This is a genomic window from Mucilaginibacter sp. P1_D10, from assembly GCF_056406215.1.
This window is the reverse complement of record NZ_JBFUAP010000001.1, coordinates 493199-519152: the sequence shown is the minus strand read 5'-3', so window position 1 is coordinate 519152 and position 25954 is coordinate 493199. Positions and strand designations below refer to the sequence as shown.

At 44.9% G+C, this 25954-nt stretch carries 25 protein-coding genes; 24 read left to right on the top strand and 1 reads right to left on the bottom strand.

Annotated features, from left to right (window positions below):
• Positions 1-19: 19 nt before the first annotated feature.
• The gene (locus AC1DYT_RS02325) at positions 20-781 is read right to left on the bottom strand and encodes a glycosyltransferase family 2 protein (RefSeq protein WP_477468035.1); all 762 of its coding nucleotides are present in this window, start codon (positions 779-781) and stop codon (positions 20-22) included.
• A gap of 145 nt (positions 782-926) precedes the next feature.
• On the opposite strand from AC1DYT_RS02325, the gene AC1DYT_RS02320 reads away from it, so the two are divergent.
• The 24 genes from AC1DYT_RS02320 to AC1DYT_RS02205 all read left to right on the top strand — a co-directional run bounded on the left by AC1DYT_RS02320 (position 927) and on the right by AC1DYT_RS02205 (position 25953).
• Positions 927-1646 (top strand): polysaccharide biosynthesis/export family protein, encoded by a 720-nt coding sequence (locus AC1DYT_RS02320; protein WP_477468034.1) that lies wholly within the window; start codon positions 927-929, stop codon positions 1644-1646.
• Positions 1646-4069: a GumC family protein gene (locus AC1DYT_RS02315; RefSeq protein ID WP_477468033.1), complete on the top strand. Its 2424-nt coding sequence runs from the start codon at positions 1646-1648 to the stop codon at positions 4067-4069. Before AC1DYT_RS02320 ends, AC1DYT_RS02315 begins: the two co-directional genes overlap by 1 nt.
• 21 nt (positions 4070-4090) lie before the next feature.
• A complete protein-coding gene (locus tag AC1DYT_RS02310; protein ID WP_477468032.1) occupies positions 4091-4606 on the top strand; it encodes a UpxY family transcription antiterminator in 516 nt (171 codons plus the stop codon).
• A gap of 121 nt (positions 4607-4727) precedes the next feature.
• Positions 4728-6509 carry an asparagine synthase (glutamine-hydrolyzing) gene (gene asnB, locus AC1DYT_RS02305; RefSeq protein WP_477468031.1) on the top strand — a complete coding sequence of 594 codons (1782 nt, stop codon included), beginning with the start codon at positions 4728-4730 and terminating at the stop codon, positions 6507-6509.
• The gene (locus AC1DYT_RS02300) at positions 6502-7620 is read left to right on the top strand and encodes a glycosyltransferase family 4 protein (protein WP_477468030.1); all 1119 of its coding nucleotides are present in this window, start codon (positions 6502-6504) and stop codon (positions 7618-7620) included. Before asnB ends, AC1DYT_RS02300 begins: the two co-directional genes overlap by 8 nt.
• Positions 7621-7651: 31 nt before the next feature.
• The gene (locus AC1DYT_RS02295) at positions 7652-8923 is read left to right on the top strand and encodes an ABC transporter ATP-binding protein (protein ID WP_477468029.1); all 1272 of its coding nucleotides are present in this window, start codon (positions 7652-7654) and stop codon (positions 8921-8923) included.
• Between the two features lie 73 nt (positions 8924-8996).
• On the top strand, positions 8997-9776 hold the full coding sequence (locus AC1DYT_RS02290) for an FkbM family methyltransferase (RefSeq protein ID WP_477468028.1): 780 nt from the start codon (positions 8997-8999) through the stop codon (positions 9774-9776).
• Positions 9777-9842: 66 nt separating this feature from the next.
• Positions 9843-10649 carry an alpha-1,2-fucosyltransferase gene (locus AC1DYT_RS02285; RefSeq protein WP_477468027.1) on the top strand — a complete coding sequence of 269 codons (807 nt, stop codon included), beginning with the start codon at positions 9843-9845 and terminating at the stop codon, positions 10647-10649.
• Positions 10634-11686 carry a glycosyltransferase family 2 protein gene (locus AC1DYT_RS02280; protein WP_477468026.1) on the top strand — a complete coding sequence of 351 codons (1053 nt, stop codon included), beginning with the start codon at positions 10634-10636 and terminating at the stop codon, positions 11684-11686. Before AC1DYT_RS02285 ends, AC1DYT_RS02280 begins: the two co-directional genes overlap by 16 nt.
• Entirely contained in the window at positions 11683-12798 is a 1116-nt protein-coding gene (locus AC1DYT_RS02275) for a glycosyltransferase family 4 protein (RefSeq protein WP_477468025.1), read from the top strand. Before AC1DYT_RS02280 ends, AC1DYT_RS02275 begins: the two co-directional genes overlap by 4 nt.
• Before the next feature lie 15 nt (positions 12799-12813).
• On the top strand, positions 12814-13848 hold the full coding sequence (locus AC1DYT_RS02270; protein WP_477468024.1) for a glycosyltransferase family A protein: 1035 nt from the start codon (positions 12814-12816) through the stop codon (positions 13846-13848).
• Entirely contained in the window at positions 13849-14790 is a 942-nt protein-coding gene (locus tag AC1DYT_RS02265) for a nucleotide-diphospho-sugar transferase (protein WP_477468023.1), read from the top strand. It begins immediately after the preceding gene.
• On the top strand, positions 14787-15410 hold the full coding sequence (locus tag AC1DYT_RS02260; RefSeq protein WP_477468022.1) for an acyltransferase: 624 nt from the start codon (positions 14787-14789) through the stop codon (positions 15408-15410). The genes AC1DYT_RS02265 and AC1DYT_RS02260 overlap by 4 nt, the downstream gene beginning before the upstream one ends.
• Positions 15410-16303 carry an NAD-dependent epimerase/dehydratase family protein gene (locus tag AC1DYT_RS02255; RefSeq protein WP_477468021.1) on the top strand — a complete coding sequence of 298 codons (894 nt, stop codon included), beginning with the start codon at positions 15410-15412 and terminating at the stop codon, positions 16301-16303. Before AC1DYT_RS02260 ends, AC1DYT_RS02255 begins: the two co-directional genes overlap by 1 nt.
• Complete coding sequence (locus AC1DYT_RS02250) at positions 16288-17436, top strand: glycosyltransferase (RefSeq protein WP_477468020.1); 1149 nt, start codon at positions 16288-16290, stop codon at positions 17434-17436. Before AC1DYT_RS02255 ends, AC1DYT_RS02250 begins: the two co-directional genes overlap by 16 nt.
• Entirely contained in the window at positions 17433-18356 is a 924-nt protein-coding gene (locus tag AC1DYT_RS02245; protein ID WP_477468019.1) for a glycosyltransferase family 2 protein, read from the top strand. Before AC1DYT_RS02250 ends, AC1DYT_RS02245 begins: the two co-directional genes overlap by 4 nt.
• 18 nt (positions 18357-18374) lie before the next feature.
• On the top strand, positions 18375-19286 hold the full coding sequence (locus tag AC1DYT_RS02240; protein ID WP_477468018.1) for an FkbM family methyltransferase: 912 nt from the start codon (positions 18375-18377) through the stop codon (positions 19284-19286).
• Positions 19276-20373 carry an acyltransferase family protein gene (locus tag AC1DYT_RS02235; RefSeq protein ID WP_477468017.1) on the top strand — a complete coding sequence of 366 codons (1098 nt, stop codon included), beginning with the start codon at positions 19276-19278 and terminating at the stop codon, positions 20371-20373. Before AC1DYT_RS02240 ends, AC1DYT_RS02235 begins: the two co-directional genes overlap by 11 nt.
• A 40-nt stretch (positions 20374-20413) precedes the next feature.
• Positions 20414-21355: a glycosyltransferase family 9 protein gene (locus AC1DYT_RS02230; RefSeq protein WP_477468016.1), complete on the top strand. Its 942-nt coding sequence runs from the start codon at positions 20414-20416 to the stop codon at positions 21353-21355.
• Positions 21348-22265 (top strand): glycosyltransferase, encoded by a 918-nt coding sequence (locus AC1DYT_RS02225; protein ID WP_477468015.1) that lies wholly within the window; start codon positions 21348-21350, stop codon positions 22263-22265. Before AC1DYT_RS02230 ends, AC1DYT_RS02225 begins: the two co-directional genes overlap by 8 nt.
• Complete coding sequence (locus AC1DYT_RS02220; RefSeq protein ID WP_477468014.1) at positions 22262-23092, top strand: O-fucosyltransferase family protein; 831 nt, start codon at positions 22262-22264, stop codon at positions 23090-23092. Before AC1DYT_RS02225 ends, AC1DYT_RS02220 begins: the two co-directional genes overlap by 4 nt.
• On the top strand, positions 23092-24021 hold the full coding sequence (locus AC1DYT_RS02215; RefSeq protein ID WP_477468013.1) for a hypothetical protein: 930 nt from the start codon (positions 23092-23094) through the stop codon (positions 24019-24021). Before AC1DYT_RS02220 ends, AC1DYT_RS02215 begins: the two co-directional genes overlap by 1 nt.
• Positions 24018-24998: a glycosyltransferase family 10 domain-containing protein gene (locus AC1DYT_RS02210; protein ID WP_477468012.1), complete on the top strand. Its 981-nt coding sequence runs from the start codon at positions 24018-24020 to the stop codon at positions 24996-24998. The genes AC1DYT_RS02215 and AC1DYT_RS02210 overlap by 4 nt, the downstream gene beginning before the upstream one ends.
• Positions 24991-25953 (top strand): glycosyltransferase family 2 protein, encoded by a 963-nt coding sequence (locus tag AC1DYT_RS02205; protein ID WP_477468011.1) that lies wholly within the window; start codon positions 24991-24993, stop codon positions 25951-25953. Before AC1DYT_RS02210 ends, AC1DYT_RS02205 begins: the two co-directional genes overlap by 8 nt.
• The last annotated feature ends 1 nt before the right edge of the window (position 25954 follow it).

The following is a 25954-nucleotide window of genomic DNA, read 5'->3' as shown; positions in this document are numbered from 1 at the left end:
TCATTATATATCCTATAAATTAGAAAAATTGCTTAATTTTTTTTAACCGTTTGTAAATCAAAGCGATAATTGGAAAATCTATCTGGCTTTCTCGCATCGCCTTCAAATCCAAAAATAATACTTTAGCACGCCCGATAAGGCTATTATTACTAACACCGCCCGCAAACATGTTAACAACTACCTTTTTCAGGTAAAAAACGTTCGCTTTGTTTACATGTATAAACCTAAGCATCAACTCGTAGTCGGCAGCTGTACCATATTCGAGGCTATAATCCCCAAAACGGCCAAACAAGCCTCTCTTGCAATAAAAGGTAGGGTGAGGGGGCATCCAACCTTTATTAAACATCCCGTGTTTGTAAACCCCTGACCTCCATTTACGTAAAATATCCTTATTTTGTTTCAAATAATCGAGGTCGGCATATAAAATATCTGTTTTATGTTCTTCGAATGCGGCCGCTATCTCGCTTATTACCCATTCGCCGGCAAACACGTCATCAGCATTCAACATTCCCACCACATCGCCCGTTGCCAGGGCAATTCCCTTGTTCATGGCATCGTATATCCCGTGGTCGGGCTCAGAAACCAAAATGTTGATTTTGTGTTTGAAACTATTGATAATAGTTAACGAATCGTCGGTAGACCCTCCGTCGATTACGATGTATTCGATGTTATTGTACGATTGGCTGATAACCGATTTTATGCAGCGCTCTACAGTGTCTGCGGCGTTGTAGCAAACCGTTATGATTGATATTTTTAATTCGCCCACTTTGGAAAAAAACAATTATTTAAGCGCAAAATATGTATTTTTGACATCGTCGTCTAATATATCAATAACATTGGCGGCAATGTGTATGCGTGTAATATATTCTGTTTGCATAGTTGTTTTACTGTTTTTTGCTTCCTCGTGCTCGTATAAGCAAAGCCATATGCTTTTTAAAAACGCAAAGGTAACCAGTGCAGCTACAGATACCGCCATTTTAAAAAACTTCCCGGTTGCAAGTACCTATCGCATACAGCCAAGGGATGTACTGCAAATACGCAACCTGCAAAACATTAAATATATAGTTGATGAAGTGCCTGCTTCGGCAGCAGGTTCGGGCGGTGGCTCGCAAGGGGGGTCGCAAGGGCAAACCTTTGAGGTTGACGAAGATGGCACTGTGGCCCTGCCGGCTTTAGGTCACATACCCATTGCAGGCCTCACCCGCCCCGAGGCCGCGAAAAAAATCGAAGGCCTTTACCGCTCCACATTACTGAAAGACCCCATATTTGACATAAAGGTGGTGAACTTAAAGGTGACACTTTTTGGCGAGGCCGCATCGCAAGGCAATTTTCCGCTATTGAAAGATAATACCACCCTGATTGAGCTTATTGGCCAGGCAGGTGGGCTTACCGCTGGTGCTAACGAAACAAACATCAAGATCATCAGAACCAATGGCACGCAAAAAACCGTAATTGAAGTTGACTTGGGCGATGTAAATTCAATAACAGACCCACGCGCCATACTACAAAATGGCGACGTGATATACGTTGCCCAAAATAAACGAGCCATTCGCGCTGATAAGCTTCAAAATTTAAATACGATAATACAGCCGGCCTTAATTGTACTGAATACGGCGTTAATTTTACTTACGCTTAGCAGGTTATAATGGAAGAAACAGAAAATCTCCAGAAAAAACTTCCTAACCAGGAAGTGGATTATTTCAAGATTGGCAAGATATTAATAAGCAGGTGGTATTGGGTGGCTGGCTCGCTGGCCGTTTTTGTTTTATGGTCGTACATTTATGTCTGGTACACCCCAAAAACTTTTGCTACAGGCGGTATCATGAAGCTGGAGGAGAAGAAATCAGAAATTGCGGACCTTTCGAACGTGCTGGCCACGTCAGACAGGGGACCCTCACGTATACAAAGCGAAACGTCTGTTTTGCAAAGCCCTGCCGTTATCTTAAACGCCGTAAACGACCTTAATTACCCTATCAGCTTTTTTGTAGAAGGCCGTGTGCGCACCAGTGAGCTCTATCCGCAAAAACCGCTCGATATAGAAAAAGTTGATTTCGACAGCCTTAATTTTTACCGCGACATCATATCGTATAAGCCTTTGAACCAAAATAATTTTTCGCTTACCTACAAAATAGCGGGGAAAGAAACAGTAAAAAATTGCAGTTATAATAAGCCCATAACCCTGGGGCCTACTACTTTCATGATAAGGTACCCGGGCGATATCAATAAAAGTTCGGTTATCCTGTTCAAATTTAATGCGCCCGAAGATTTTGTATGGCGGATACGCGGCGGCCTGCGCGTTGCAGAAACCGCAAAAAACTCAAACGTATTGGCTATACAAGTTACCGACGCCAACCCCCAATTTGCTGCAGATGCACTAAACGCGGTTATGAATGAGTATTTGATATACGATCGCAACCGCAAAACGCAATCTGCCACGCAGATGATCGATTTTATAGACAGCCAGCTAAAATACCTTTCTGAACAAGTAAAAGGCTCAGAAAAATCGATAGAGATTTTCAGGCAGAAAAACAAGCTGATGGAAGTAAACGCCGCTGCCGATGCCGCCCTTACCAAGGCAAAAGAGCTGGAAGCCCAGCAATCCATCCTGAAGCTGCAATTAATAGCCATAAACGACGTAAAAGACAAAATAAGCAAGGAAAAAAACAACCTGAACCTGAATTTCGATGCCGGTGGCGGGCAGGTAGACCCCAACTTAGCGGCGTTAATTACCAAATTAGATAATTTGTTGAACGCGCGCACCGACTTATTAAAAACTTATACGTACAATTCTCAGCCTATACAAGCTATCAACAAAAACATCCTGGAGATAAAATCGTCGGCCCTAAACAGCCTTACTAATACTTACACTACCGTTAAGCGGAATATGGACTTCCTTTCCTCGCAGCTTGCCGTGGTAAACAAACAAATATCCATGTTTCCAGGTGCCGAGCGCGACATGATTAGCTTAAGGCGCGATTTTGAGATAAGCGAAAAGGTGTATTCTTTTTTATCCGAGAAAAAGTTGGAGGCGCAGATAACAAGATCGGGCATATTGCCGGGAGCAACTATCATCGAGAGAGCGCAACCTAATTTCTCGCCGGTATCTCCGGACGAGCACGATATCCACCGCACGGCCATCATTTTTGGTTTAGCAGTGGGCCTGGGCCTTATTATCCTGATTAGGGTATTAAACCCTTACATCTACGATAAAGAAACCATAGAGAGCCTTACCGCCATACCCATCATCGGCGTAATAAGGAGATTCCCCGACACATTAGACGAAGATAATACACAAGTGCTGGCTATAAGCAAGCCCAAATCGATATTTGCGGAATCTGTACGTTCGGTGCGCACCAACCTTAGTTTTATCGCGTCCGAAAAGAAAAGTAAAATTATCTGCATCACATCAGAAGTAGCGGGCGAAGGGAAATCTTTCGTGGCGGTAAATTTATCCAGTACGCTATCGCTTATAGATAAGAAAGTTATTTTGATAGCCGGCGATTTGCGCCGCTCTAAACTGCACCGCACCTTTGGGGTACCCAATGATACCGGGCTTAGCAGTTATCTTGCGCACCAAACTGCTTTGGAAGATATTATTTCCCATTCCGAACAGGAGAACCTCGATTTCATTGTATCGGGGCCTGTGCCGCCAAACCCATCAGAATTGCTGCATTCCGAACGGATGAAAGAAATGATTACCGCGCTACACCTGAAGTATGATATTATCATGATAGATACGGCTCCTATCGGCCTGGTTTCAGATTCTATCCCGCTTATCCGTATGAGCGATATTAATATATTCGTAATACGTTCCGGCAAATCTAAATACTACTCGGCAACTATACCGCAACGCATTGCGCAAGAGTATCACCTGGATAACACGGTAATTGTTTTGAATGCTTTTGCCGAAGATTTGCTGCACTCCCGGTATTACACCACCAGGTTCACCGGCGACTACAGCAACCGTTATTACTATTACTCAGACTATAGCGGCAATTACGAATCTTCGGGCTACTACATAGATGATGAAAAGAAAAAATGGTGGAATATAAAACGTTGGTTTAAATAAATATTTCGTTTTTTTACACGCATGGTTTTAAATAACGATGCCGGAAAGCAACGATGGTTCCCGGTGTACACAAACCCCCGGGCAGAAAAAAAAGCCTACGCTTCTCTAATAAGCAAAGGTGTAGAAGCTTATCTGCCGCTGCAGAAACGCTTAAAGCAGTGGAGCGATCGCAAGAAGTGGGTGGAGGAGCCACTGCTAAAATCTTACCTATTTGTACATATTGCAGAAAACCAGCAAGCCGAAGTTTTGATGACAAAAGGCGTAGCTCGTTTTATTTATTTTTCGGGCCGGGTAAGCGCCATGCCCGATAAGCAAATTGAAGACCTGAAGTTATTGCTGGCAAGCGCCTTAGAACTGGAAGTAACCGAAGAGCATTTGCAACCCGGAGAAAAAATAAGGATAAAGGCGGGCCCCCTAAAAGGCCTAGCCGGCGAGATGATTGCCTACCGCTCGCAAAAGCAGTTATTGCTTCGGTTAGAAAGCCTGGGCTGCTCCATAGTAGTAAACATGGCAGCCTCTTTCGTTAACAGGGCGTAGAGACGTAAGCAACAATAGCGTGCAAGTTTGATAGTGCACAATAAATAAAACAATAAATATCAATAAGTTACAAATAAATAATGTGACTTACGGGGCGAAGCTGTGCCCGACCGGATAAAATATGTGCCGTATAGCAGGAATAGTTTCAACCAAGGCCGGTAAAGGGCAATCAAAAGCACTGGTAAACACCATGTGCAACGCCATGCAACACGGCGGGCCCGATGATGCAGGCATTTTTGAGGATGAAAATGCAAGCCTGGTTTTTGGGCACCGCAGGCTTTCGATAATAGACTTAAGCAAGAATGGCCACCAGCCAATGGCCGATAGCGCCAAAAAAGCCTGGATAGCCTTTAACGGAGAAATTTACAACTACCCGGAGCTGAAGCAGGAGCTTAAAAAGTTAGGCGCCCAATTTAACTCCGAAACGGATACAGAGGTTATCATACAAGCTTATTTATATTGGGGCGTATCCGCTTTCGATAAATTAAGGGGCATGTTCGCGTTCGCTTTGTATGATACCGCCGGGGAAGAGGTTTTCCTGGTGCGCGATTCGGGCGGGATAAAACCGCTCTACTATTCCACCATAAACGAAAGCCTGGCATTCGCATCAGAAATAAGAGCATTTAAGGCAGCCGGCATAGCGCCAGAAACAGACCTGAGATGGCCTGTTTGGCTGTTGGCCTATGGGCATATACCAGAGCCACATACAACCTTAAAAGAGGTATCAAGCCTGCCAAAAGGGCATTACCTGCACAGAAAAAAAAATGGCAACTATACCCTACACAAATTTGTTGCAGATAAGCCCGCCTTTAGCATAACAGACAGACACGCTGCGGAGGAAGGCATTTACCAAAATTTACAAAGTGCGGTTAAAAGGCAGCTGATAGCCGATGCTCCTCTCGGTGTTTTCTTAAGCGGCGGTATCGATTCTGCCATCATCGCATTGCTGGCCAACTCGCAAAAACAGGAGCTTAAAACCATTTCGATATTCTTCGACGAAAAATCTTACGATGAGCGCTTGTATCAAAACACGGTAGTAAACCATCTCAATGGGGAGAACTTTAACCATCTGGTTAAAAAACAGGATTTTGAAGAACATTTCCCCAATATCCTTACGGCAATGGATATGCCTACTACCGATGGCATCAATTCGTGGTTCATCAGTAAATACGCACACGACAACGGGTTGAAAGCCGTACTATCCGGCGTGGGGGCCGACGAGCTTTACGGGGGGTACCCGTCTTTCGAAAGGATAAAATGGATAAGATACCTTAGGATGCTTCCCAAAGCCGTGCTAGCCAAAGCAAGCCATATCCCGGCAAATAATTACAAACGACTGGCGTATTTGGCGCACGAACACCCGGCAGCAGATTACCTGTTCCTGCGCGGACTTTATACTACGGCAGATATTGCGCAAATACTCAACATGAGCGAAGGGCAGGTAAACACCATTTTATTCGGTTCAAGCCCATTACCTGCTATCGGCAAATACGATGGCTTGCATGCGTCGTGGTTTGAAACCAACATGTATATGCAAAACCAACTACTGCGGGATACCGATGTAATGAGCATGAGCCACGGGCTGGAAGTTAGGGTGCCTTTCCTGGATGAGGACCTGGGTATTTTTACACAGCAGATAAACCCTGAATTACGTTTTGCGGGAGATAGGCCGAAAAAGATATTGATTGATAGTTTTAAAGCGCTATTGCCCGAGCCCGTGTGGAACAGGCCGAAAATGGGTTTTACCTTCCCGCTGCAGCAGTGGATGAAAAATAATCGGTATATTGCGGATGAAAGTTCTTATCAAGGCAAATTCGCCAAAGCAATAATCAACAATTTCAAACAAGGTAAGGGGCATTGGTCAAAGGCATACGCTCTTTATCAAATACAAAAGAATGCCTAAAAACATCCACCTTTTAACTTTACAAACTTTTAGCGCCACGGGCGGCATACAAAAAATGGCCCGCACACTTGCTTTTTCGCTGCAGCATATATGCCAAAAAAATAGTTGGGGCCTAAAACTCCACTCGCTTTACGATGCAGATGCCGATTTGCAACGGCAATATATCCGGGCCGAAAACTTCAAGGGTTTTGATAAAAACAAAGCTTCTTTTGTTTTAAGCGCCTTGCTTGATGCCGGCAAGAACGATACGGTTATTTTGAGCCATATAAACTTTGCTGTAATTGGGTTGCTTATAAAAACCCTAAAACCTAAATGCCAGATTTGGTTGATAGCCCATGGCATAGAGGTTTGGCGCCCGCTTGGTTTCCATAAAAAATTGCTCTTGAAGCATTGCGATAAGATAATTTGCGTAAGCCAGTTTACCAAAGATAAATTGATAAGCCTGCATGGTGCCGATGGCAGCAAATGCGAGGTATTGAATAACGCTATAGACCCTTTTATAGAATTGCCCGCCAACCTGGCTAAGCCCGATAGCCTGTTAAAACGCTACGGACTTACCCATGCAACCCCCGTTATTTTTACGCTGACACGCCTGGCATCTACTGAAAAATATAAGGGATACGATAACGTAATTATTACAGTAGCAAAACTGAAACATCGGTTCCCCAGCATTAAGTACATCATCTCCGGCAAGTACGATGAATTTGAAGGCCGGCGCGTTAAACGCCTAATTGAGGCAAACGGCGTTACTGACAATGTGATACTCACCGGTTTTATAGACGAAGCAGAATTGGCGAATCATTTCCTGCTGGCCGATCTGTTTGTTTTGCCAAGCAAAAAGGAAGGTTTCGGCATAGTGTTCATCGAAGCTCTTGCCTGCGGCCTCCCTGTGATATGTGGCAATGCGGATGGCAGCGTGGATGCCGTTAAAAACGGCGAACTGGGCACCGCGATAGACCCCGATGACAACCTGGAGCTTGAAAAGCAAATAGCAGAGCATTTATTGCAGCCCTTAACGGTGGCTGCCCGCAAGGCACTTCAGCAAAAATGCCTGCAATATTTCAATGAGCAAGCTTATGCAGAAAACCTGCAAAAATTACTGTCAGATTGATGGCATACACAACTATTCAAAAACATAACGGATGCCAAAGGTAATACAGGTAGAGAACTTATCTAAAGCCTACCAGTTAGGCACTTTCGGCACAGGGACCATATCACACGACTTGGAGCGCTATTGGGCGCGCCTGCGCGGCAAAGAAGACCCATTTTTAAAAGTGGGTGAAGTAAACGACAGGACCCAAAAAGGCACCAGCAATATCGTTTGGAGCCTTAAAGATATCAACTTTGAAATTGAGCAAGGCGATGCCGTGGGCATAATTGGCCGTAACGGGGCGGGAAAAAGCACGTTGCTTAAGATACTGAGCCGCACCACCTCGCCTACCACCGGCAAAATAAAAATGAAAGGCCGGGTTGCCAGCCTACTGGAGGTAGGCACCGGCTTCCATCCGGAGCTCTCGGGTCGCGAAAATATTTTCCTTAACGGTGCCATTTTGGGGATGCGCAAGGCAGAGATAAAGCGAAAATTCGATGAGATAGTAGATTTTTCAGGCGTGGAACGGTACATTGATACCCCTGTAAAAAGATACTCATCAGGCATGTACGTGCGACTGGCCTTCGGCGTTGCGGCATACCTGGAGAGCGAGATATTGATAGTAGATGAAGTGTTGGCCGTAGGCGATGCAGAGTTCCAGAAAAAATGCCTCGGCAAGATGAACGAAGTAAGCAAGGGCCAAGGCAAAACGGTGTTATTTGTAAGCCACAATATGGGCGCTGTGCAAAAACTATGCAAAACGGGGATATATTTAGATCAGGGGGTTATAAGTTCAGTTGGTGCCACACAATATATCATATCAAAATATCTTCAAAACTCCAATTCCAAACAAGCAGTGTTCAATCTTGATGCTCCGCACAACGCCGATAGCATCGATGCCTATGCCACCAAAATACGAATAGAAGATATTGGTGGAAATTTGACCCATGAAATGCCTGTTGGGACCCCCTGGAACATAAGGGTGTCTTTTAAACTAAATAAACCAGTAAAGCGGTTTATTATTGGAATGGGAATGACCAGTTCTACTGAAACGCCGATTAGAACGACCTGGAGTAATGAAACAGATTTAAACGCCGGTTATTATGAAGCAGTATTTCAAGAAAGCACACTCATATTTTCTCCCGGTTCCTATAATGTGATAATTGGCCTATCCAGTTATGATAGGTCTATTCAATATATCGACAATGCAGCATGTTTTAATATATCCGAAATAACTGCCCCAACCCTCGACAAATCTATATTAGTTATCAACAATGTGGGGCTGCTACTCAATCCAATGCCTGTGAAAATTAAAAGTATATAATGTTGATTATCGCTAATACGGAATGAGTAACTCAACACGGCAAGCTTCAAATTATTAACCCGACAATTAATAAATGAATCGCGACAATTATATACTTGAATCTATCCCGATTGAAAAAGAATTAGAAATCTTGTTTAGGCAAAAAGCAGACATCACAATTTTTGAAATTGGGGCGTGCGAAGGCGAAGACTCGATCAGGTATTCAAATTTATTCCCGCAAGCGCGCATTTATGCATTCGAACCATTACCTTATAATATTGAAAGAATCCACAACAATATAAAGAAATACAACAAGCAGAATATTGCGGTTCATCAGTGCGCACTTAGCAACTTTGTTGGCTCATCGATGTTTCATGTTTCGTCAGGAGCCCCTGAAGGAATAGGAACCAGCGATGATTGGGATTACGGAAATAAATCCAGTTCGCTTTTACCACCAGATAAGCATCTCGAGATGTTTAGTTTTATCTCTTTTGATAAACAAATCACAGTCAATACGTCAACAGTCGATGTATTTTGTAAAGAAAAAGGCATCACCGCTATTGATTTTGTTCATTTGGATGTACAAGGCGCAGAATTGATGGTCTTAAATGGTACTCATGACCTGTTGCCAACTATTAAAGCAATATGGTTAGAAGTATCTAAAGTAACATTCTATAAAGACCAACCATTAATTGACGAGGTTGATGAGTTTATGCTTGTAAACAACTTTGTTCTGGTAAAAGATGCCACAAACGCAGTCACCGGAGATCGTTTGTATGTTTCAAACCTGCATTATTCAGATCCCAAAAAGCTTCTTGCCAATAAAAAAAAGGAGACGATGTTTGACTGGCTCATTGGAAAATTGAAAAAATAGTTGATCATATTAAAGCTATTCGGAGGATTAGGCAACCAAATGTTTCAATATGCATTTGGAAAAAAAATGGCGTTGCTGAACAACACCACGCTTAAATTCGACTTATCTCTTTTTCAGGAAGAGATATCTTACAGGAAATATGAACTTAACCATTTTGAGATACTTCCACAAATTGCAACAGCGCAAGAAATTGAATTGCTATTAAGTAAGGAACAATCACTGTTCCATAAACTGAAAAAAAAAACTTTCAACGCCAAATCATACTACATACACGAGGGTTCACTAGCGTTTGACAAACGGAATTTTCACTTAAAAAAAGATGCGTATATAGATGGTTACTGGCAATCTGAAAAGTATTTTATCGATTCGGCTTTACAAATCCGGAAAGATTTTCAATTCCCGGAAGAATCAGACGCATCCAACCTTGCGTTGCTATCTGTAATTGATTCGGATAATTCGATAAGCATTCATATCCGGCGGGGCGATTACGTGCAAGACGACGCTATAAATCAAGTACATGGCACCTGTTCGTTAAGTTATTATGAAAATGCCATTCGGTTCATAGCGGGTAAAATCAGCAGCCCTGTTTTCTACATTTTTTCCGACGATATCATGTGGACGCAGCAAAACCTCTCCATCAGTTTCGCACATCATTTTGTTCATATCAATAATCAATCGTCGGCGTTTAAGGATATGAATTTGATGAGCCATTGCAAACACCACATTATAGCAAACAGTTCTTTCAGTTGGTGGGGCGCCTGGTTAAACCCACGGGAAGATAAAATTGTAATCGCCCCAAAAAAATGGTTTAAAAACGAAGAGTTGAACTCCAAAGCAAAAAATATCACTCCTGCAAATTGGATAAAACTGTAATAACGCCATCTATAAGCGTTATCATGCCGGTTTTTAATTGTGCAGGTTTTATTGCCGACGCTGTAACAAGTATCCTTGATCAAACTTATGCCGATTTTGAGTTTATGATTATTGATGATTGCTCTACAGATGATACCTGCGCTATTGTAGAACGCTACGATGACAAAAGGATAACGCTCATAAAAAAAGAAACGCATTCCGGCCTCATCAACAGCCTAAACTTAGGCCTTAGCATGGCAAAGGGTGAATATATTGCAAGGATGGACGGCGATGACATCAGTTATAAAACGAGGTTCGAAAAACAGGTTGCTTTTTTAAATCAAAACCAAAATATAGCCCTGTGCGGTACCTGGTATCGTTTCATGCACTCCCCTGATATATTGGAATACCCGGTCAGCAATGGCGACATTAAAATCGCGCTATTAGATTACTGTTGTTTTAGCCATCCTACCATGATGATCAGGAACAGCTTTATTAAAAAGCACAAATTTAGCTTTGATGCCGCCTTTATATCCTGCGAAGATTATGACATGTGGACAAAAATGGCGCCTATAGGAGAACTAGCCAATATTCCCGAATGTTTACTCACCTACCGTCTTCACGCAAACCAAATAACTGCAAAAGATCAGTTTAATCAGGTAAAAAATTCCAACCTGTGCCGTGTACGCATGATGTGTTACCCGCTAAAAAAAGTAACAGAATTTGACAAAGAGATTTGCACCATAATCGTTGAAAAAAAAGCTGCAAAAGATATATTGGCCTTAAAAAAAACACTTTATTGGCTCGACGGGCTATCATCAGCCAATCAGGAAACTTCGTTTTACCCGCAAGCGCAACTCGACAATTATATCTTCAATAAAAAATTAATTATTGCCAGGCGCTTTTACTTAAACGAAACGGTTTACAATCCGCAGGTATTATTCGGTTTTACCAAATCGTTCAGGTACCTGAAAATATACTTCAACCCAACTGAGCGCAGCAAACTGGCTTTGAAATGTTTGTTTTTTTGGAACGTTCGTAAACGGATTGAGGATTGAAAAAACACATCGTTATTGCCAAACTATTTGATTCGGGCGGCAGCAACGAACATCTTAAAACACTGATAAAATACCTGGGGGAAGATAATGTCATCCTGATCCTCGAAGATTCGCAGCAACTAACATATTTCAACAAAATTGATACGGGGAATTCGTATAAGGTGAAAGTAAAGCAGGATTTACTTTCTTATGCTCATTTAAATTATAGGTTTACCACCAATGTAAAAGAGTTGTTTTTTGTACTAAAATCGCTTCTTTACATATTACTGTTAAGCTTGCGGTTTGGTGCAGCGCCTGTTACCGTCTCAGTTGTTGAGCCCGAAAAATTCCTGTACCTGCTGTGGTTACCCTTTATAAAGGTAGTTTACATATTACACACGCAGCCGCACCCGGCAATGAGCACATTTACACCATTTACATGTAACAGCGTACTCGGCAAAACAAAAAAAATCATTACGGTTTCGCAATCGATGCAGGAGATAATCGTCCGGAATTGGGCTTTAAAACCTGCTAAGTCGCGGTATGTAATAGTCATTCACAACAGCATTGCAGAAGATAAATACAACACGTCTGAACCACCAACCGGCTTTGGCAAAAAACAGTTAGTTACCACTGCGGGCCATGTAGCCGACCGTAAAAACCCTCATATTTGGTTACGGGTGGCAAAAATCATTACCGCTACGCGAAGCGATGTAGAATTTTTATGGTTAGGGAACGGCCCTTTGCTCGAAAAATTTACCGAAAACACCATTAACGAACCATCAATCACCTTTTATGGTATAACCGACAACTGCCAGTCGTTTTTACGAAAAACTTCGATTTATTACCAGCCAAGCATTGTAGAGCCGCACGGAATTGCGGTACTGGAAGCGATGTACAATGGTATCCCCTGCGTTGTATCTAATGTGGGCGGTTTAACTGAATCGGTAAAAAACGATTACAATGGCTTGTGGGTTGACCCTAATGACGCCAATGAGCATGTTAGAGCAATCAGCAAACTTCTGGATAACAAAAAAGAAAGAGAGCTATACGGCCAGAACTCGCTCAAAAGGTATAACGACTTATTTACTTACGATGCCTTTAAACGCAAAATGGACGAAGCATATGCGTAATCCATCCTCCTCGAAATGGCAATAGGCGTATCTATAATCATTTGCTGTTACAACAGCGCCGAACGGCTACCCGAAACTTTAAAGCATCTGGCAGCGCAGCAAGTGCCGGCAAATATCCAATGGGAAGTTATTGTGGTTGATAACGCTTCTTCCGATCAAACCTCCGATAAAGCAATTGAGGTATGGGAGACAAATAATATCCCCAAGGTTGGGTATTCGGTTTTGCAGGAGAAGTTACCGGGTAAAAACAATGCGCTCAAAACGGGCATTGCGGCAGCACGATACGAATACCTGATCATATGCGACGACGACAACTGGCTAAACCCAAATTACATCGCTACGGCATTTAATGCCATGAACGCCGATAGCTTAGTTGGCATCATAGGCGGCTGCGGCTCGTTTGAGCCCGAGCTACCTATTAAACAGGCAATAGAAAACCTTAAGGAATATTACATCAATGGCCCGCAACACTGGGCCGAAGAACAACATTGGGTTTATGGCGCCGGAGCAGTTTACCGTAAATCAGTCTTCAGCCTGTTCGCCAATGGCAAATGGCCGCTTATTACCCCGGGTAGGGTTGGCGGCAAACTGAACGGCGGCGAAGATGCAGAGATGTGTTTTATAGCTTACCTGTGCGGCTATAAGGTAATCGCAAACGACGCACTTACTTTTAAGCACTTCGTACCGGCAAAAAGGCAAAATTTAGAATATATACTTGATATAAGATATTGGATGAGTTATAGCAACGTGTTGTTGTACAGTTATTTTGCCATCATCAACAACGAGCAAAAGCCAATCGAAAATGTATTAAGCGGCTGGCGCACTTCCATTAGCAAAACCCTGCTTAAACAAAGTCTTTTACTTAGCTTTCGCACTTTAAAAGGTTTAAAGATGCCTGCGCTGGAGCAGAAACTTTCTTTAAGGGCTAACCTGGGGACTTTTTATTCGTTATTACATAATAGCAGGAAAATAGCAAAGCACCACTATAGCATCAAAGCAGCATTATCTCAAATAAGCAAGCCGCAACATCCCATTATACAGGTACAGTAATTGCAAACGTCAGTCCTTTTTTTGGTATTCAACCGTCCTGAGCTTACTCAACAGGTGTTCGATGTAATGAGGCAGGCTAAACCTACGCAGCTCTACATAGCTGCCGACGGGCCAAGGGCAGCAAACCCGACAGATGTCGCATTATGCAACCAGGTTCGGGCCGTAGTAGGCAGAATAGACTGGGATTGCGAAGTTAAAACCCTTTTCAGGGATGAAAATCTGGGCTGTAAAACTGCAGTAAGTAAAGCCATCGACTGGTTTTTTGAACATGTAGAAGAAGGTATAATACTTGAAGACGATTGCCTGCCCGATATTAGTTTTTTCGATTATTGTACTGAACTGCTGAGTCGCTATCGCGATGATGAAAAGGTGATGTCTGTTTCGGGCTCTAACCTGCTGGGCAGGCCCTGGAAATACGACTCACAATCTTACTTTTTTGCTCACGGCGGCATATGGGGTTGGGCAACATGGAAACGCGCCTGGATACTTTATGATGAGGGCATGAAAGACTGGCCGCTGGCCGAAACTAAAAAAGCAATCAGGCAAAACATACAAACACAAGATTGGTATGGCTTTTATCTGCCTATGTTCGAGGCATCGCATAACGGCACGCTGGATACCTGGGATATCCAATGGTTTTATACTATCCTTATCAATAATGGACTGGCGATAAATCCGGCGGTAAATCTGGTGAGGAATATCGGCTTTGCAAGCGGCACGCATCTCAATTCTGACGATAACGCCATTGCAAGGTTGGGGAGCCAACCGATAGCCTTCCCATTGGTGCCCCCCGTTGAACAAAAAGCGGATATAGCATACCTGAAACTGATTTATAAAGTGGTTGCAGGAAGCCCGGCTGCGCAAAGTTTTTTGCCGGGCAGGATAGTCCGTTACCTGCTTAGGGCCTTCACGCGTAAAAAAACAACACCGGCACAATCATGAAAAAGCTTATAAAGGCAATACTAGTTTGGTTTGTTGATAAAACCAACCTGCATCATATTATTGAGCAGGTTAAAGAAGCCAAACAGGTACAAAATATCCAATACAATATCACCAACAATGGTGCTACCTTTTACCCCGAAGCAACAGTGGTAAACGGGCAGGACAAAACTAAAATCGTAGTTGGCAGCAATACGCACGTACGCGGTATGCTCAATGTTTTTAAGTACGGCGGCAAGATAACTATAGGCGAAAATTGCTACGTTGGCGATCATTCGCGCATATGGTCGGGCGAATCGATTACTATCGGTAACTTCGTGCAGATATCACATAACGTGAATATCATAGATACCAACGCGCACGAATTGGATGCCCTGGAGCGGGCAGAGCGGTACGTAGACCTGATGCAGCACGGGGCCTGGGCCGACAAAGGCAATGTGCTCACCGCCCCAATTATTATACACGATTATGCCTGGGTAAGCTTCAACGCCACGATTTTAAAAGGCGTTACCATTGGCGAAGGAGCCGTTGTAGGTGCCTGCGCCGTTGTTACCAAAGACGTACCTGCATATACCCTGGTAGCCGGAAACCCGGCAAAGGTTATCAAAACCCTCAATAAATAATGAAGATACTGGTAATAGGCAGCATGGGGTTCATCGGCAAAGCCTGCGCAGATTTCCTGAGGAAACAGCCCGGCGCGGATGTTTACGGAGCCGACGTAACAACAGTGTATGATGACGACAAATATTTCCTGATTGATGCCAGCAATGCCGATTTCAAATCGATATTCGGCGAGCATCAATTCGATTGGTGCATTAACTGCGCCGGCGCCGCCTCCGTGCCCGATTCTTTTAAGCATCCACTTAGGGATTACCTGCTTAACGTGCACCTTGTAGTAACGCTGTTGAACGCCATAAAAGACGATGCCCCTACCTGCAAATTCGTCCAGCTATCCAGCGCGGCTGTCTACGGTAACCCGCAGGCGCTACCTATTTTGGAAGACCACACGCTTGCCCCGCTTTCGCCCTATGGTATCCATAAAAAACAAGCAGAAGAATTGTGCGCATTGTATCACCAATACTTCAGCATAGATACTTACGTACTGCGCCTGTTTTCTGCATACGGTCGAGGGCTTAAAAAACAACTATTTTGGGATCTGCACAAAAAATCGGCAGCAACGCAAAACCTGGTACTGTTCGGCACGGGCAACGAAACACGCGAGTTTATACACGTGCAGGATATTGCCAACGCTATTTGGGCCTTGATTACATATCCACAACCTGCGCAACGGATTTTTAACGTTGCAAACGGCAGGGCTACTACCATAAAATACGCCGCCGAATTGTTCCTGCAAAACATGGGGTTCGGCGGCACGCTAAACTTTAGCGGCCAAAACCGCGAAGGCGACCCACTTTATTGGCAGGCCGATACCACATTATTGAACAACCTGGGCTATCATCAAACCATTAGTTTTGAAGATGGCCTTACAGATTATTGCAATTGGCTGAAAGAATAAGGATAGCTTTAAGTTACACCTACAACGAGCTTTGGATAGGCGGATCCTACTATATCGAGAACTTAATTAGCGCGTTAGATACGCTCCCTGATACGGAAAAGCCACATCTGGCAATACTGGTGAGCGGCGAGGCTGATGCACGCGTGGCAAAAAACAAGCTGACCTATCCGTATATCAGTTTCCAATTAAGTTCCGGCGAAAGCAACAGATTTTTCAGGTTTATGAATAAGGTTACGGGCAGGTTGCTCAGGAAAACCATATTCAATCAAAAGATAAAACGGCTCGATGCCGCTTTTCCTTATTACGATTGTGTGCAGCAATCGCTAGCTGCAAAAAAAATATACTGGATTGCCGATTTTCAGGAAAGCTTCGCGCCTGAGTTTTTCACGCCCGAAGCAATAGGTACCATTAAAAAACATCAGCACACCATACAATCCTCGGCAGAAACTTTAATTCTGAGCAGCAACGATGCATTGGCTCACTTTAAGGCGCTGTACCCTGCCCATAAGGTAACGTTGCACGTATTGCCGTTTGCGGTAACCCATCCGCCTTACCGGCAATTAGATATTCTATCGCTGCTTAATAAGCACCAATTGCCCGCTCGATTTTTCATCTGCCCCAACCAATTCTGGAAACATAAAAACCATCTTACGGTACTTAAGGCCGTAAATAAGCTTAAACAACAAGGCACAGAAATTACGGTTGCCTTCACCGGCAAAACCAGCGATTACCGCCATCCTGATTATTTTGTTTCCTTAGAAAAATACGTGGCCGATAATGATTTGGGAGGCAACATCAAATTCCTGGGCTTTATCGATAGGAAGGAGCAACTGAAACTGATGACGGAATCAATCGCCATCATCCAGCCGTCCTTTTTCGAAGGCTGGAGCACCGTTGTAGAAGATGCCAAAGCCATGAACAAAGCGCTGATAGCATCAGCCATCAACGTGCACCAGGAACAGCTTGCCGGCAGCAGTGCGCAACTCTTCAGTCCTAACGACACGGATGAACTGGCCGCCTTGCTTAACAAGGCAGCCAATAAAGCAGCCTTGGCCCCATTATACATAAGCGATGCATACCAAAGCTATATCGAAAAGTTCGGTCGCGATTTCTTAACCATCTGCAAATCATGACCCTGCCAAACCTTAAATTATACCGACAGGAGTTTGCGGATAAAGGGGTTGATTATCCCCTGCCTGCTTCGCCCGCTGCGGCTGAAGGGCTGTTGGCCCGATTGCCAAAAGCAGCGGGAAAAGGCTGGCCTTTCGATTCGGAGACCAGTCCCGAAGTGTACAGCAAGGATATCGATTGGCCTAAAATCACTATCGTTACGCCATCTTATAACCAGGCGGCGTATCTCGAAAAAACCATCCGCTCGGTATTGCTGCAAAATTACCCCAACCTGGAGTATATCATTATCGATGGTGGAAGCACTGACGATAGCCCGTCCATCATCAAAAAATACAGCCCCTGGCTAAGCTATTGCCAAAGCAAACCCGACCGCGGCCAAAGCCATGCCATCAACATGGGTTTCAGCCTCGCGTCCGGCGAATATTACGCCTGGATAAACAGCGATGATTATTACCTGAAGGGTGTGTTCCATTTGATAGCCACCACTTTCGGCGGCAGCGAAAAGCCCGCTTTTGTTTATGGATATGCCTACGATTTGGACGAGCGCCAAAACCTCAGCTTAATAAAAGTGGCCCCCTTCCCCGATTATTTTATCAAGATACCTACGCTTGCCCAGCCATCGTGCTTTTGGCGTGCAGCCATCCATCAGCCCATATGGGAAGAAATGCATTGCGCGCTCGATTACGAGCTTTGGCTACGGTTGGTAAAGGGCCACAAACGCAGTAGGCTTAGGCAGCCGCTATCGGTAGCGCACGTACATCAAAATGCAAAAACAACCAACCCTGCCATGGCGGCTAAATGGCAGGAAGACCATGTAAAAATGTGGTCGGCCGATGCCCACGGGCCGGTGCACGAGTGGAAAAGAATCAACTTCCTCAACCGCATCCGCATGAAATTATATCGCCTGTTAAAACTTATCTAATCACATCTGAACAAATAAATGAAACAATTAATCAGAAAAGCCTTCAACTTACTGGGCTACTCGCTGGTAAAGGACATTAAACCCATTACAGAGGGCACTACTACCGTAAAAGTGGGCAAGTTTGAGGTGCGGATATTCAACCGCAGCGGCCTCAAAGAGTGTTACCTGTATTTTAAGGAATACGGCGCATCGCTTACCCGGCTTACCACCGTATTAAGCAAACACTATCCCGATCTTTCGGCTATAGATATCGGTGCCAACCAGGGCGATAGCGTGGCCCTGATAAAATCGGGCGCAGACATACCGGTGATAAGCGTAGAAGGCGATGGCACGCTGGCCGAACTTTACGCCAGCAATATTGCACAGTTTAAAAATGTACAGTTGATAAAAACCTTCTTGTCTGACCAGGACGTGGAAATGGATTGCACTTTCACAAAAGTAGGGCATAACCTAACCATTATCCCAACCAAAAAAAGCAATAGCTCTACCCTCACCAAGTTTTCCAGCATCGACCACCTGTACAAAAACAAGGTTTTGAACGATACCTGCAAACTATTGAAGATAGACACCGAAGGTTTCGATTTAAAGATTATACGTGGCGGGGATAAGTTCATCGCTGCAGTAAAACCGGCGATCCTTTTTGAATTTAACCGCGAAAACCTGGAAGCCGTAGAAACCGATCCGTTCAGCATTTTCCCATGGTTGCTTAACAAGGGATATAATACCATCCTGTTTTATGAAAGTGACGGCCGTTTTATGTTTTCATCTACGCTGAGTAACCAAAAATTCATGAAACAGCTATTTGATTATGTAGATGGCAAAAACGCCAAAGTTTATTACCTGGATATCATCGCGTTCCACTCAGATGACGACATTGCCGCCGATGCGCTGGTAACGGTAGAAGAGGAGCACAGGTTAGTTGCCAATTAAATTGATAGGCGAAACACCAAGGCTTCAGTATATCGATTCGTTACGCGGGATAGCCATCCTGATGGTTATTATGCACCATTCTCACCCTTATTATGCTTCTTTAGGCAACTACAGCTTGCCGCCAGTTATAGATACCCTATTGGAAAACGGCGACAAAGGCGTTACACTGTTTTTTTTGATGAGCGCATTTACCCTGTGCATCTCCTTAAACAGTAAACAAAAAACAGAACACCGCCCGATACGAAACTATTTTGTCCGCAGGTTTTTCAGGATAGCCCCTTTGTATATTTTCATCATAGGGCTAATCTTGCTTTCGGGGATAAATTCACCAACTGCAGCTTCTATCGTGGCAAATTTGTTCTTTGTGCATGGGTTAAATGCCAACTGGGTAAACTCCACGGTACCCGGCGGCTGGTCGGTTGGTATTGAAGTGTTGTTCTATCTCATATTCCCTATCCTGTTTTTCAGGGTCAAATCGGTTTATAACGCTATCAATATCACCTTGGTTTGCATGGTGATAGCTAAGGTTTTTACCGGCTTTATGTTTAAGCACCCGCTAATAAACGACGGTATTTTATGGGGTGTTTATACTTATGAAAACATCGTATCGCAACTGCCAGTATTTTTAATTGGCGTATGCCTTTTCCACCTGCAATACACCGAAACGGACCCGGCAAAACGAAAGCAATTATACCGCTGCTGTTACTATATAGCCGGGGTAACAACAGTACATCTATTAGGCGGCAATATCTTTAAACCGCACTACCTGTTTGCCATAGCCTTTGCTGTACTTGCCTACGCGTTGGCACACGTGCCCATCAAATTATTGGTGAACCGGGTAACTTTATGGGTTGGGCGTATAAGTTATAGTTTATACCTGATGCACTTATTGGTAGCCAATATGCTGGTTAAATACCACCTGAATATGTATAGCGCAAATCCGTTGGTAGATATTGCTGCCAGGTTTTGCATCATATTAGCCATAAGCGCTCCGCTAGCTTATTTAACTTACCGGTTAATAGAGCTGCCTTCCCAGCGGTTCGGCAAGCGATTAATCACCCGGTTAGATACCAGCCCGCAGCTTTAACAGGGCCGGGCATTGCCCTTACTAACGTTACCCTTCCATTTTGCTTACAGCTATAAAAACGATTTTATCTACCACAAAAAAGCTGTTTCGCTATGGCATACCCTCTCATATACTATCCTTTGGCGATTCGCTCGGAGATAACCTGCTGCTTACTACGTTGGCAGCATCGTTGCACCAAAACGGCCACCAAAACATCTGGATAAAATGCAATCATCATTCCCTTTTTGCCGGCTGCCCTTACGTAAAACTGGTGCTGCCGTACAATACACTGTTATCTACCACCATACTTAAAGCGTTTAAGGTGCGGTTTGTGCGCCCTCAGTACACCAACTACGATAAAGAAACCGACGGGGACGATATGCCCGAAAAACACATCATCCTTAAAATGGCCGATTGCCTGCCATTAAAAGGCCCTATAAGCAACAAACCCACTTTAGTTTTAACGGCAGAGGAAATAGCAAAGGCTGGTTTTGCCAAAAACCATATCGTGATTACCTGTTCTACATCGGGCGCGGTAGTGCCCATGGGCAACAAAGAGTGGATTACAGAACGTTACCAACAAGTGGTAGATTTGCTGCATGGCGATTATCAATTCATCCAGCTTGGCACCAAAAACGACCCGCTGCTGAATAACGTCACCGACCTGCGGGGCAAGCTATCCGTTAGGGAGAGTGCAGCCATCTTAAAAAACGCCTTGATGGCCATAACGCATGTAGGCTTTACGATGCATTTGGCGCGGGCTGTAGATTGTAGGGCGGTCATTATTTACGGCGGCCGCGAAACGCCTGCACAATCGGGTTATAGTTGTTTCAACAATATTTATAGTGCGGTGCCGTGCTCGCCCTGCTGGCTACACAACAGGTGCGATTACGATAAACGATGCATGACAGAAATTACCGCCGAAATGGTGAAGGATGCCGTGCTGGAAGAGGTGAGGCTTTACGGCCAACTTTTAAATGTAGATGTTTTAGACAATGCCTGATAAGCTATCGGTAATTATTGCTACCTATAATCCTGACAAAGACAGGCTGAATAAAACGCTGGATGCTCTGCAACAACAAACCCCGCCACTAAACCAATGGGAGCTCATTATCGTCGACAATAATTCTACGCAGCCTATAGACGCTGATTTGGGTTGGCAGCCGAATAGCGTGGTGGTACACGAAGCCCGGCAGGGTCTCACCTATGCGCGCCTCAAGGGTTTCGCTACGGCAAACAACGATATCGTTGTTTTAGTAGATGATGATAACGTGCTGGATGCGGCATACCTGCAAAATGTGTTGCAGATTTTCGGGCAACATCCGGCTTTGGGTGCCATCGGCGGTAAATCGTTGCCTTTGTTCGAGCCCCCCCCTCCATCCTGGCTCAACGAGTTTTATGGCAGCCTGGCCCTGCGCGATATGGGCGACGAAACGCAGATACAGGCTTGGGAAAACAACTACCCGCAATATGCGCCCATCGGAGCGGGCATGGCCATCCGTAAGCAAGCCCTTGCATCGTATATTAAAAAAGCGAAAAGCCAACAAAATATGATTGCCGACCGCACCGGCACTTCGCTGGCATCGGGCGGGGATAACGATATTGTTTTAGAGATACTGAAAAGCGGCTGGCAGGTGGGGTACTTCCCGCAATTAACCTTGCAGCACATTATCCCGCAGGAGCGCATGCAGGTAGCTTACATGGCGCGTCTACAAAATAGCAGCAACAACTCCTGGGTAAAGTTGCTACATAGCCATGGAATATGCCCCTGGAAAAAAATTGCCCCATGGACGCTCCCGCTGCGCAAAGCAAAAGCATGGTTTAGCTTTAAAGCTGCGCTGAACCAAAGCGGTTATATCAAATGGCGCGGATACTGCGGTATGGTTGACGCTTTAGCAGAAATTGACAAATGATAACCATTGAGCCGACAGGCGGGCTGGCCAACCGGATGCGCGTAATTGCCTCCGGCATATGGCTTAAGGACCAACTGAGCACCGGCCTTACCGTAGTTTGGAATTTAAACGATGAGCTTAATTGCCCTTTCGGGGATTTGTTCGAGCCTCTGACCGGCGTTAGCATAATCGCCAAACCAACCAAATACTATCGCCTCAGGCGCAGCAATCAACCGACCGGGTTCGCCCAATCGAAAACAAAAGCGATAAATGCCTTGCTGGGCATTGATTACTGTATACAAGAAATAGATTTCCATGAATTGATTTGGCCCGGTAAGCTGGATATATTGGAAACGGCAAAAAAAAACAAGCACCTCTACATACAAACCTGCCAGGAATTCGGCGATAATTTATACGCATTTAAACTGTTCAAGCCCATCTCCCAGCTTTTGGCGGGCATACAAAAAACCACCGCGAGTTTTGGGCCGGATGCTGTGGGCGTGCATATCCGCCGAACGGATAATACTTTCTCGATACAGCATAGCCCGCTAGATCTTTTTACAGAAGCGATGCAGCAAGCGATAGATGTCAGACCGGAAACCACCTTCTACCTTAGTTCCGATGATGCCGAGACCAAAGCAACGCTTATCGAAATTTTTGGTGAACGCATTATCACACAAAACAAAAAAACCGACAGGAAATCCGTAGCAGGCGTGCAGGATGCCATTTTAGATATGTACTGCCTGGCAGCAACGCAGAGCATATTAGGCTCGTACTGGAGCTCATTCTCAGATGTTGCCGCACGGATAAATAATATCCCCCTCCGGGTGATGAAATCAGAAGCATAATGTTGCAGCAAATCATCAATATAGTTTACCGTTACCCTAAATCGAGGCTTAAAACCTACAAGCGTTTTGGGGGCTACCTTAACTATCGCTCGGTAATGCACAACAGCAAAAGCATGGCAAAAGCATCATTGCAATTGCCTCCCGTGCAATCGTATGCCGATGGCTTACCCGTTTACTTCCTTACAGGAGTGAAATACCTATACCAAACACTGTTCTGCATCCAATCGCTGGCGAAGGCAAGCACCCGTAAGTTTCGGTTTATATTGGTAGATGATGGCAGTTTCGACGATGCCCTTATCACCCAAATCAGCAAAAGCTTGCCTGGCGCCGATATTGTTACCCAGGCGCAAATAGAACAAAACCTTAGTGATTTATTGCCTGCTCTGCGATATCCCGTGTTACATCACAAACGCAAGGTTTACCCACATATCAAAAAATTGACGGATGTGCACACCATCCCGGGCAATAACTGGAAACTGGTATTAGATTCGGATATGTTGTTTTGGCACGAACCAACGGCCCTTATCCAATGGCTCGAAACCCCGGATAAGCCCATCAATATGCTCGATTGCGTGCCTTCTTATGGCTACTCCACGGCCCTAATGGAAGATCTTTGCGGCAGCAGCGTACAGCCACTATTAAATGTTGGCGCAATCGGCCTCCACAGCGGGGCTATCGACTGGGATAACCTGGAAGCCTGGACCAAAACCCTCGAGGAAAAAGAAGGCGCAAGCTATTACCTGGAGCAGGCATTAAGCGCCATGCTTATAGGTAATAAACCAACTATCGTATTAGCGGCCGACAGTTACATCGTAAACCCGGGCCTTGCGCTTGTTAAAGAGCGCAAAGGGATGTTGCATCATTATGTAGACCTTTCGAAGGAAATCTACTTCAAATCGGCCTGGAAACATTTCGTTAATAAGCTTTGAGCAAAAAACCCGAACTCAAAATAAACTTTAGCGGCTTTTGGTGGTCGCTGGATAAAACGGATAACCTCTTTTATCACCTGCTTTCGAGGCGCTATGAGGTAACTATTTCCGAAGAGCCCGATTTACTATTTTATTCAACCGGCGGTGCCGACCATAGTAAGTATCGCTGCACCAAAATATTTTATACCGGCGAAAACGCGACGCCCGATTTTATGCTGTGCGATTTTGCTTTCAGTTACCAATACAATACTGCGCGCAACTATCGTTTGCCCTTGTACGCTTTGTGGGAAAACGTGCTCACTTTAACCAACCGTAAAATAGATGCACGGAAAATATTGGATGCTAAAACGGGTTTCTGCTGCGTTGTAGTGAGTAATGGCGCATGCACAATCCGCAACGATTTCTTCGAAGCACTTTCCAAATACAAACGCGTCGACTCGGGCGGGCGGTTCATGAATAATATCGGCCACGCTGTCGACAATAAATACGATTTTATCCGCAATTATAAATTCGTGATAGCATTCGAAAACACCTCTTTCCCAGGCTACACTACCGAGAAAATATACGAACCTTTTGTACAACATTGCGTGCCCATTTACTGGGGCGACCCAAACGTTTGCAAAGATTTCAACACCAGAGCATTCATCAACAGCCACGATTACCCTTCCTTCGAAAAAGTGATAGAACACATTATCGAGGTGGATAATAACGACGCGCTTTACATGCAATATCTGCAACAGCCTGTTTTTACGAACGACGAGCCCAACGAATGGGTAGATGAGCAAAACATCCTTAAACGGTTGGACGAGATTGTAGCTTACCATTTCAACGGGAAGCGTAAACTGCGGCAAGCTATCCGGCCGCTGTATTACCGGTTTTTATTAGCCTTTGATGCGGCAAAAGCAACAACGCGCCGCGTGTCCCGCATACCGGCAGCTGTTATTCGGAGATTGAAGAAACAAAAGCAAAATGGATAGTATGCCCCTGGTTTCCGTTTGCATGCCTGCTTACAATGCCGAAAGGTATATCATCGCGGCGATAGAATCGGTATTGGGGCAAACCTACCCGCATATCGAGCTCATTGTGATGAACGACGGCTCTACAGATGGCACGGCAGCTGAGCTGGAGAAGATGGCCGATAGCAGGCTGAAGGTGCTTCATCAGCAAAACAAAGGGCAATGCGCAGCTGCCAATGCGGCCTTCCGGGCATCTACGGGAGACCTGATAAAGTTCATGGACGCGGACGACCTTATTTCGCCCGGGTTTATGGCGGCACAGATAAACCGCCTCGGCAGCCGTACCGATGCCGTAGCTTCGGCCGCCTGGGGAAGGTTCTATGACGACGACCTGGCCACCTTTAGTTTGCGGCGCGACAAAACCTGGCGCGATTTGCCCGCAACCGAATGGCTAGTACAATCATGGGACGATGGTAGCTCGATGATGCAATGTGCTCTCTGGCTCATCCCGCGTGGGGTGCTGGCCAAATCCGGCCTGTGGGACGAGAGCCTGAACCTGATAAACGATCTTGATTTTTTTACGCGTGTACTGCTAAGCGCCGGTGATGTATTGTTTGCAGGCGATGCCGTGTTATACTACCGCTCGGGCATCAGCGGGAGCTTGTCGGACACCAAATCTGATGAAGCGCTCGATTCGGCTTTCCGCTCGATGGATAGCGCCCTCCGTAATTTGCTTGCGGCGGCAAATACCCCGCAAACGAGGTTGGCCTGCGCCAATATGTGGCAAAATTTTATTTACATGCTTTATCCCCGGCAGCCGGCGATGATTGAATACGCCGAACGGCACATAAAAGACTGGGGCGGTGCAAACATCCCATTCCCCGCCGGGGGCATAACCCGGGCTTTACTGCCATTTTTGGGCTGGAAACTTATCAAAAGGGTAAAAAAAACATATTTCGATTTCCGTAAAGCGTAAC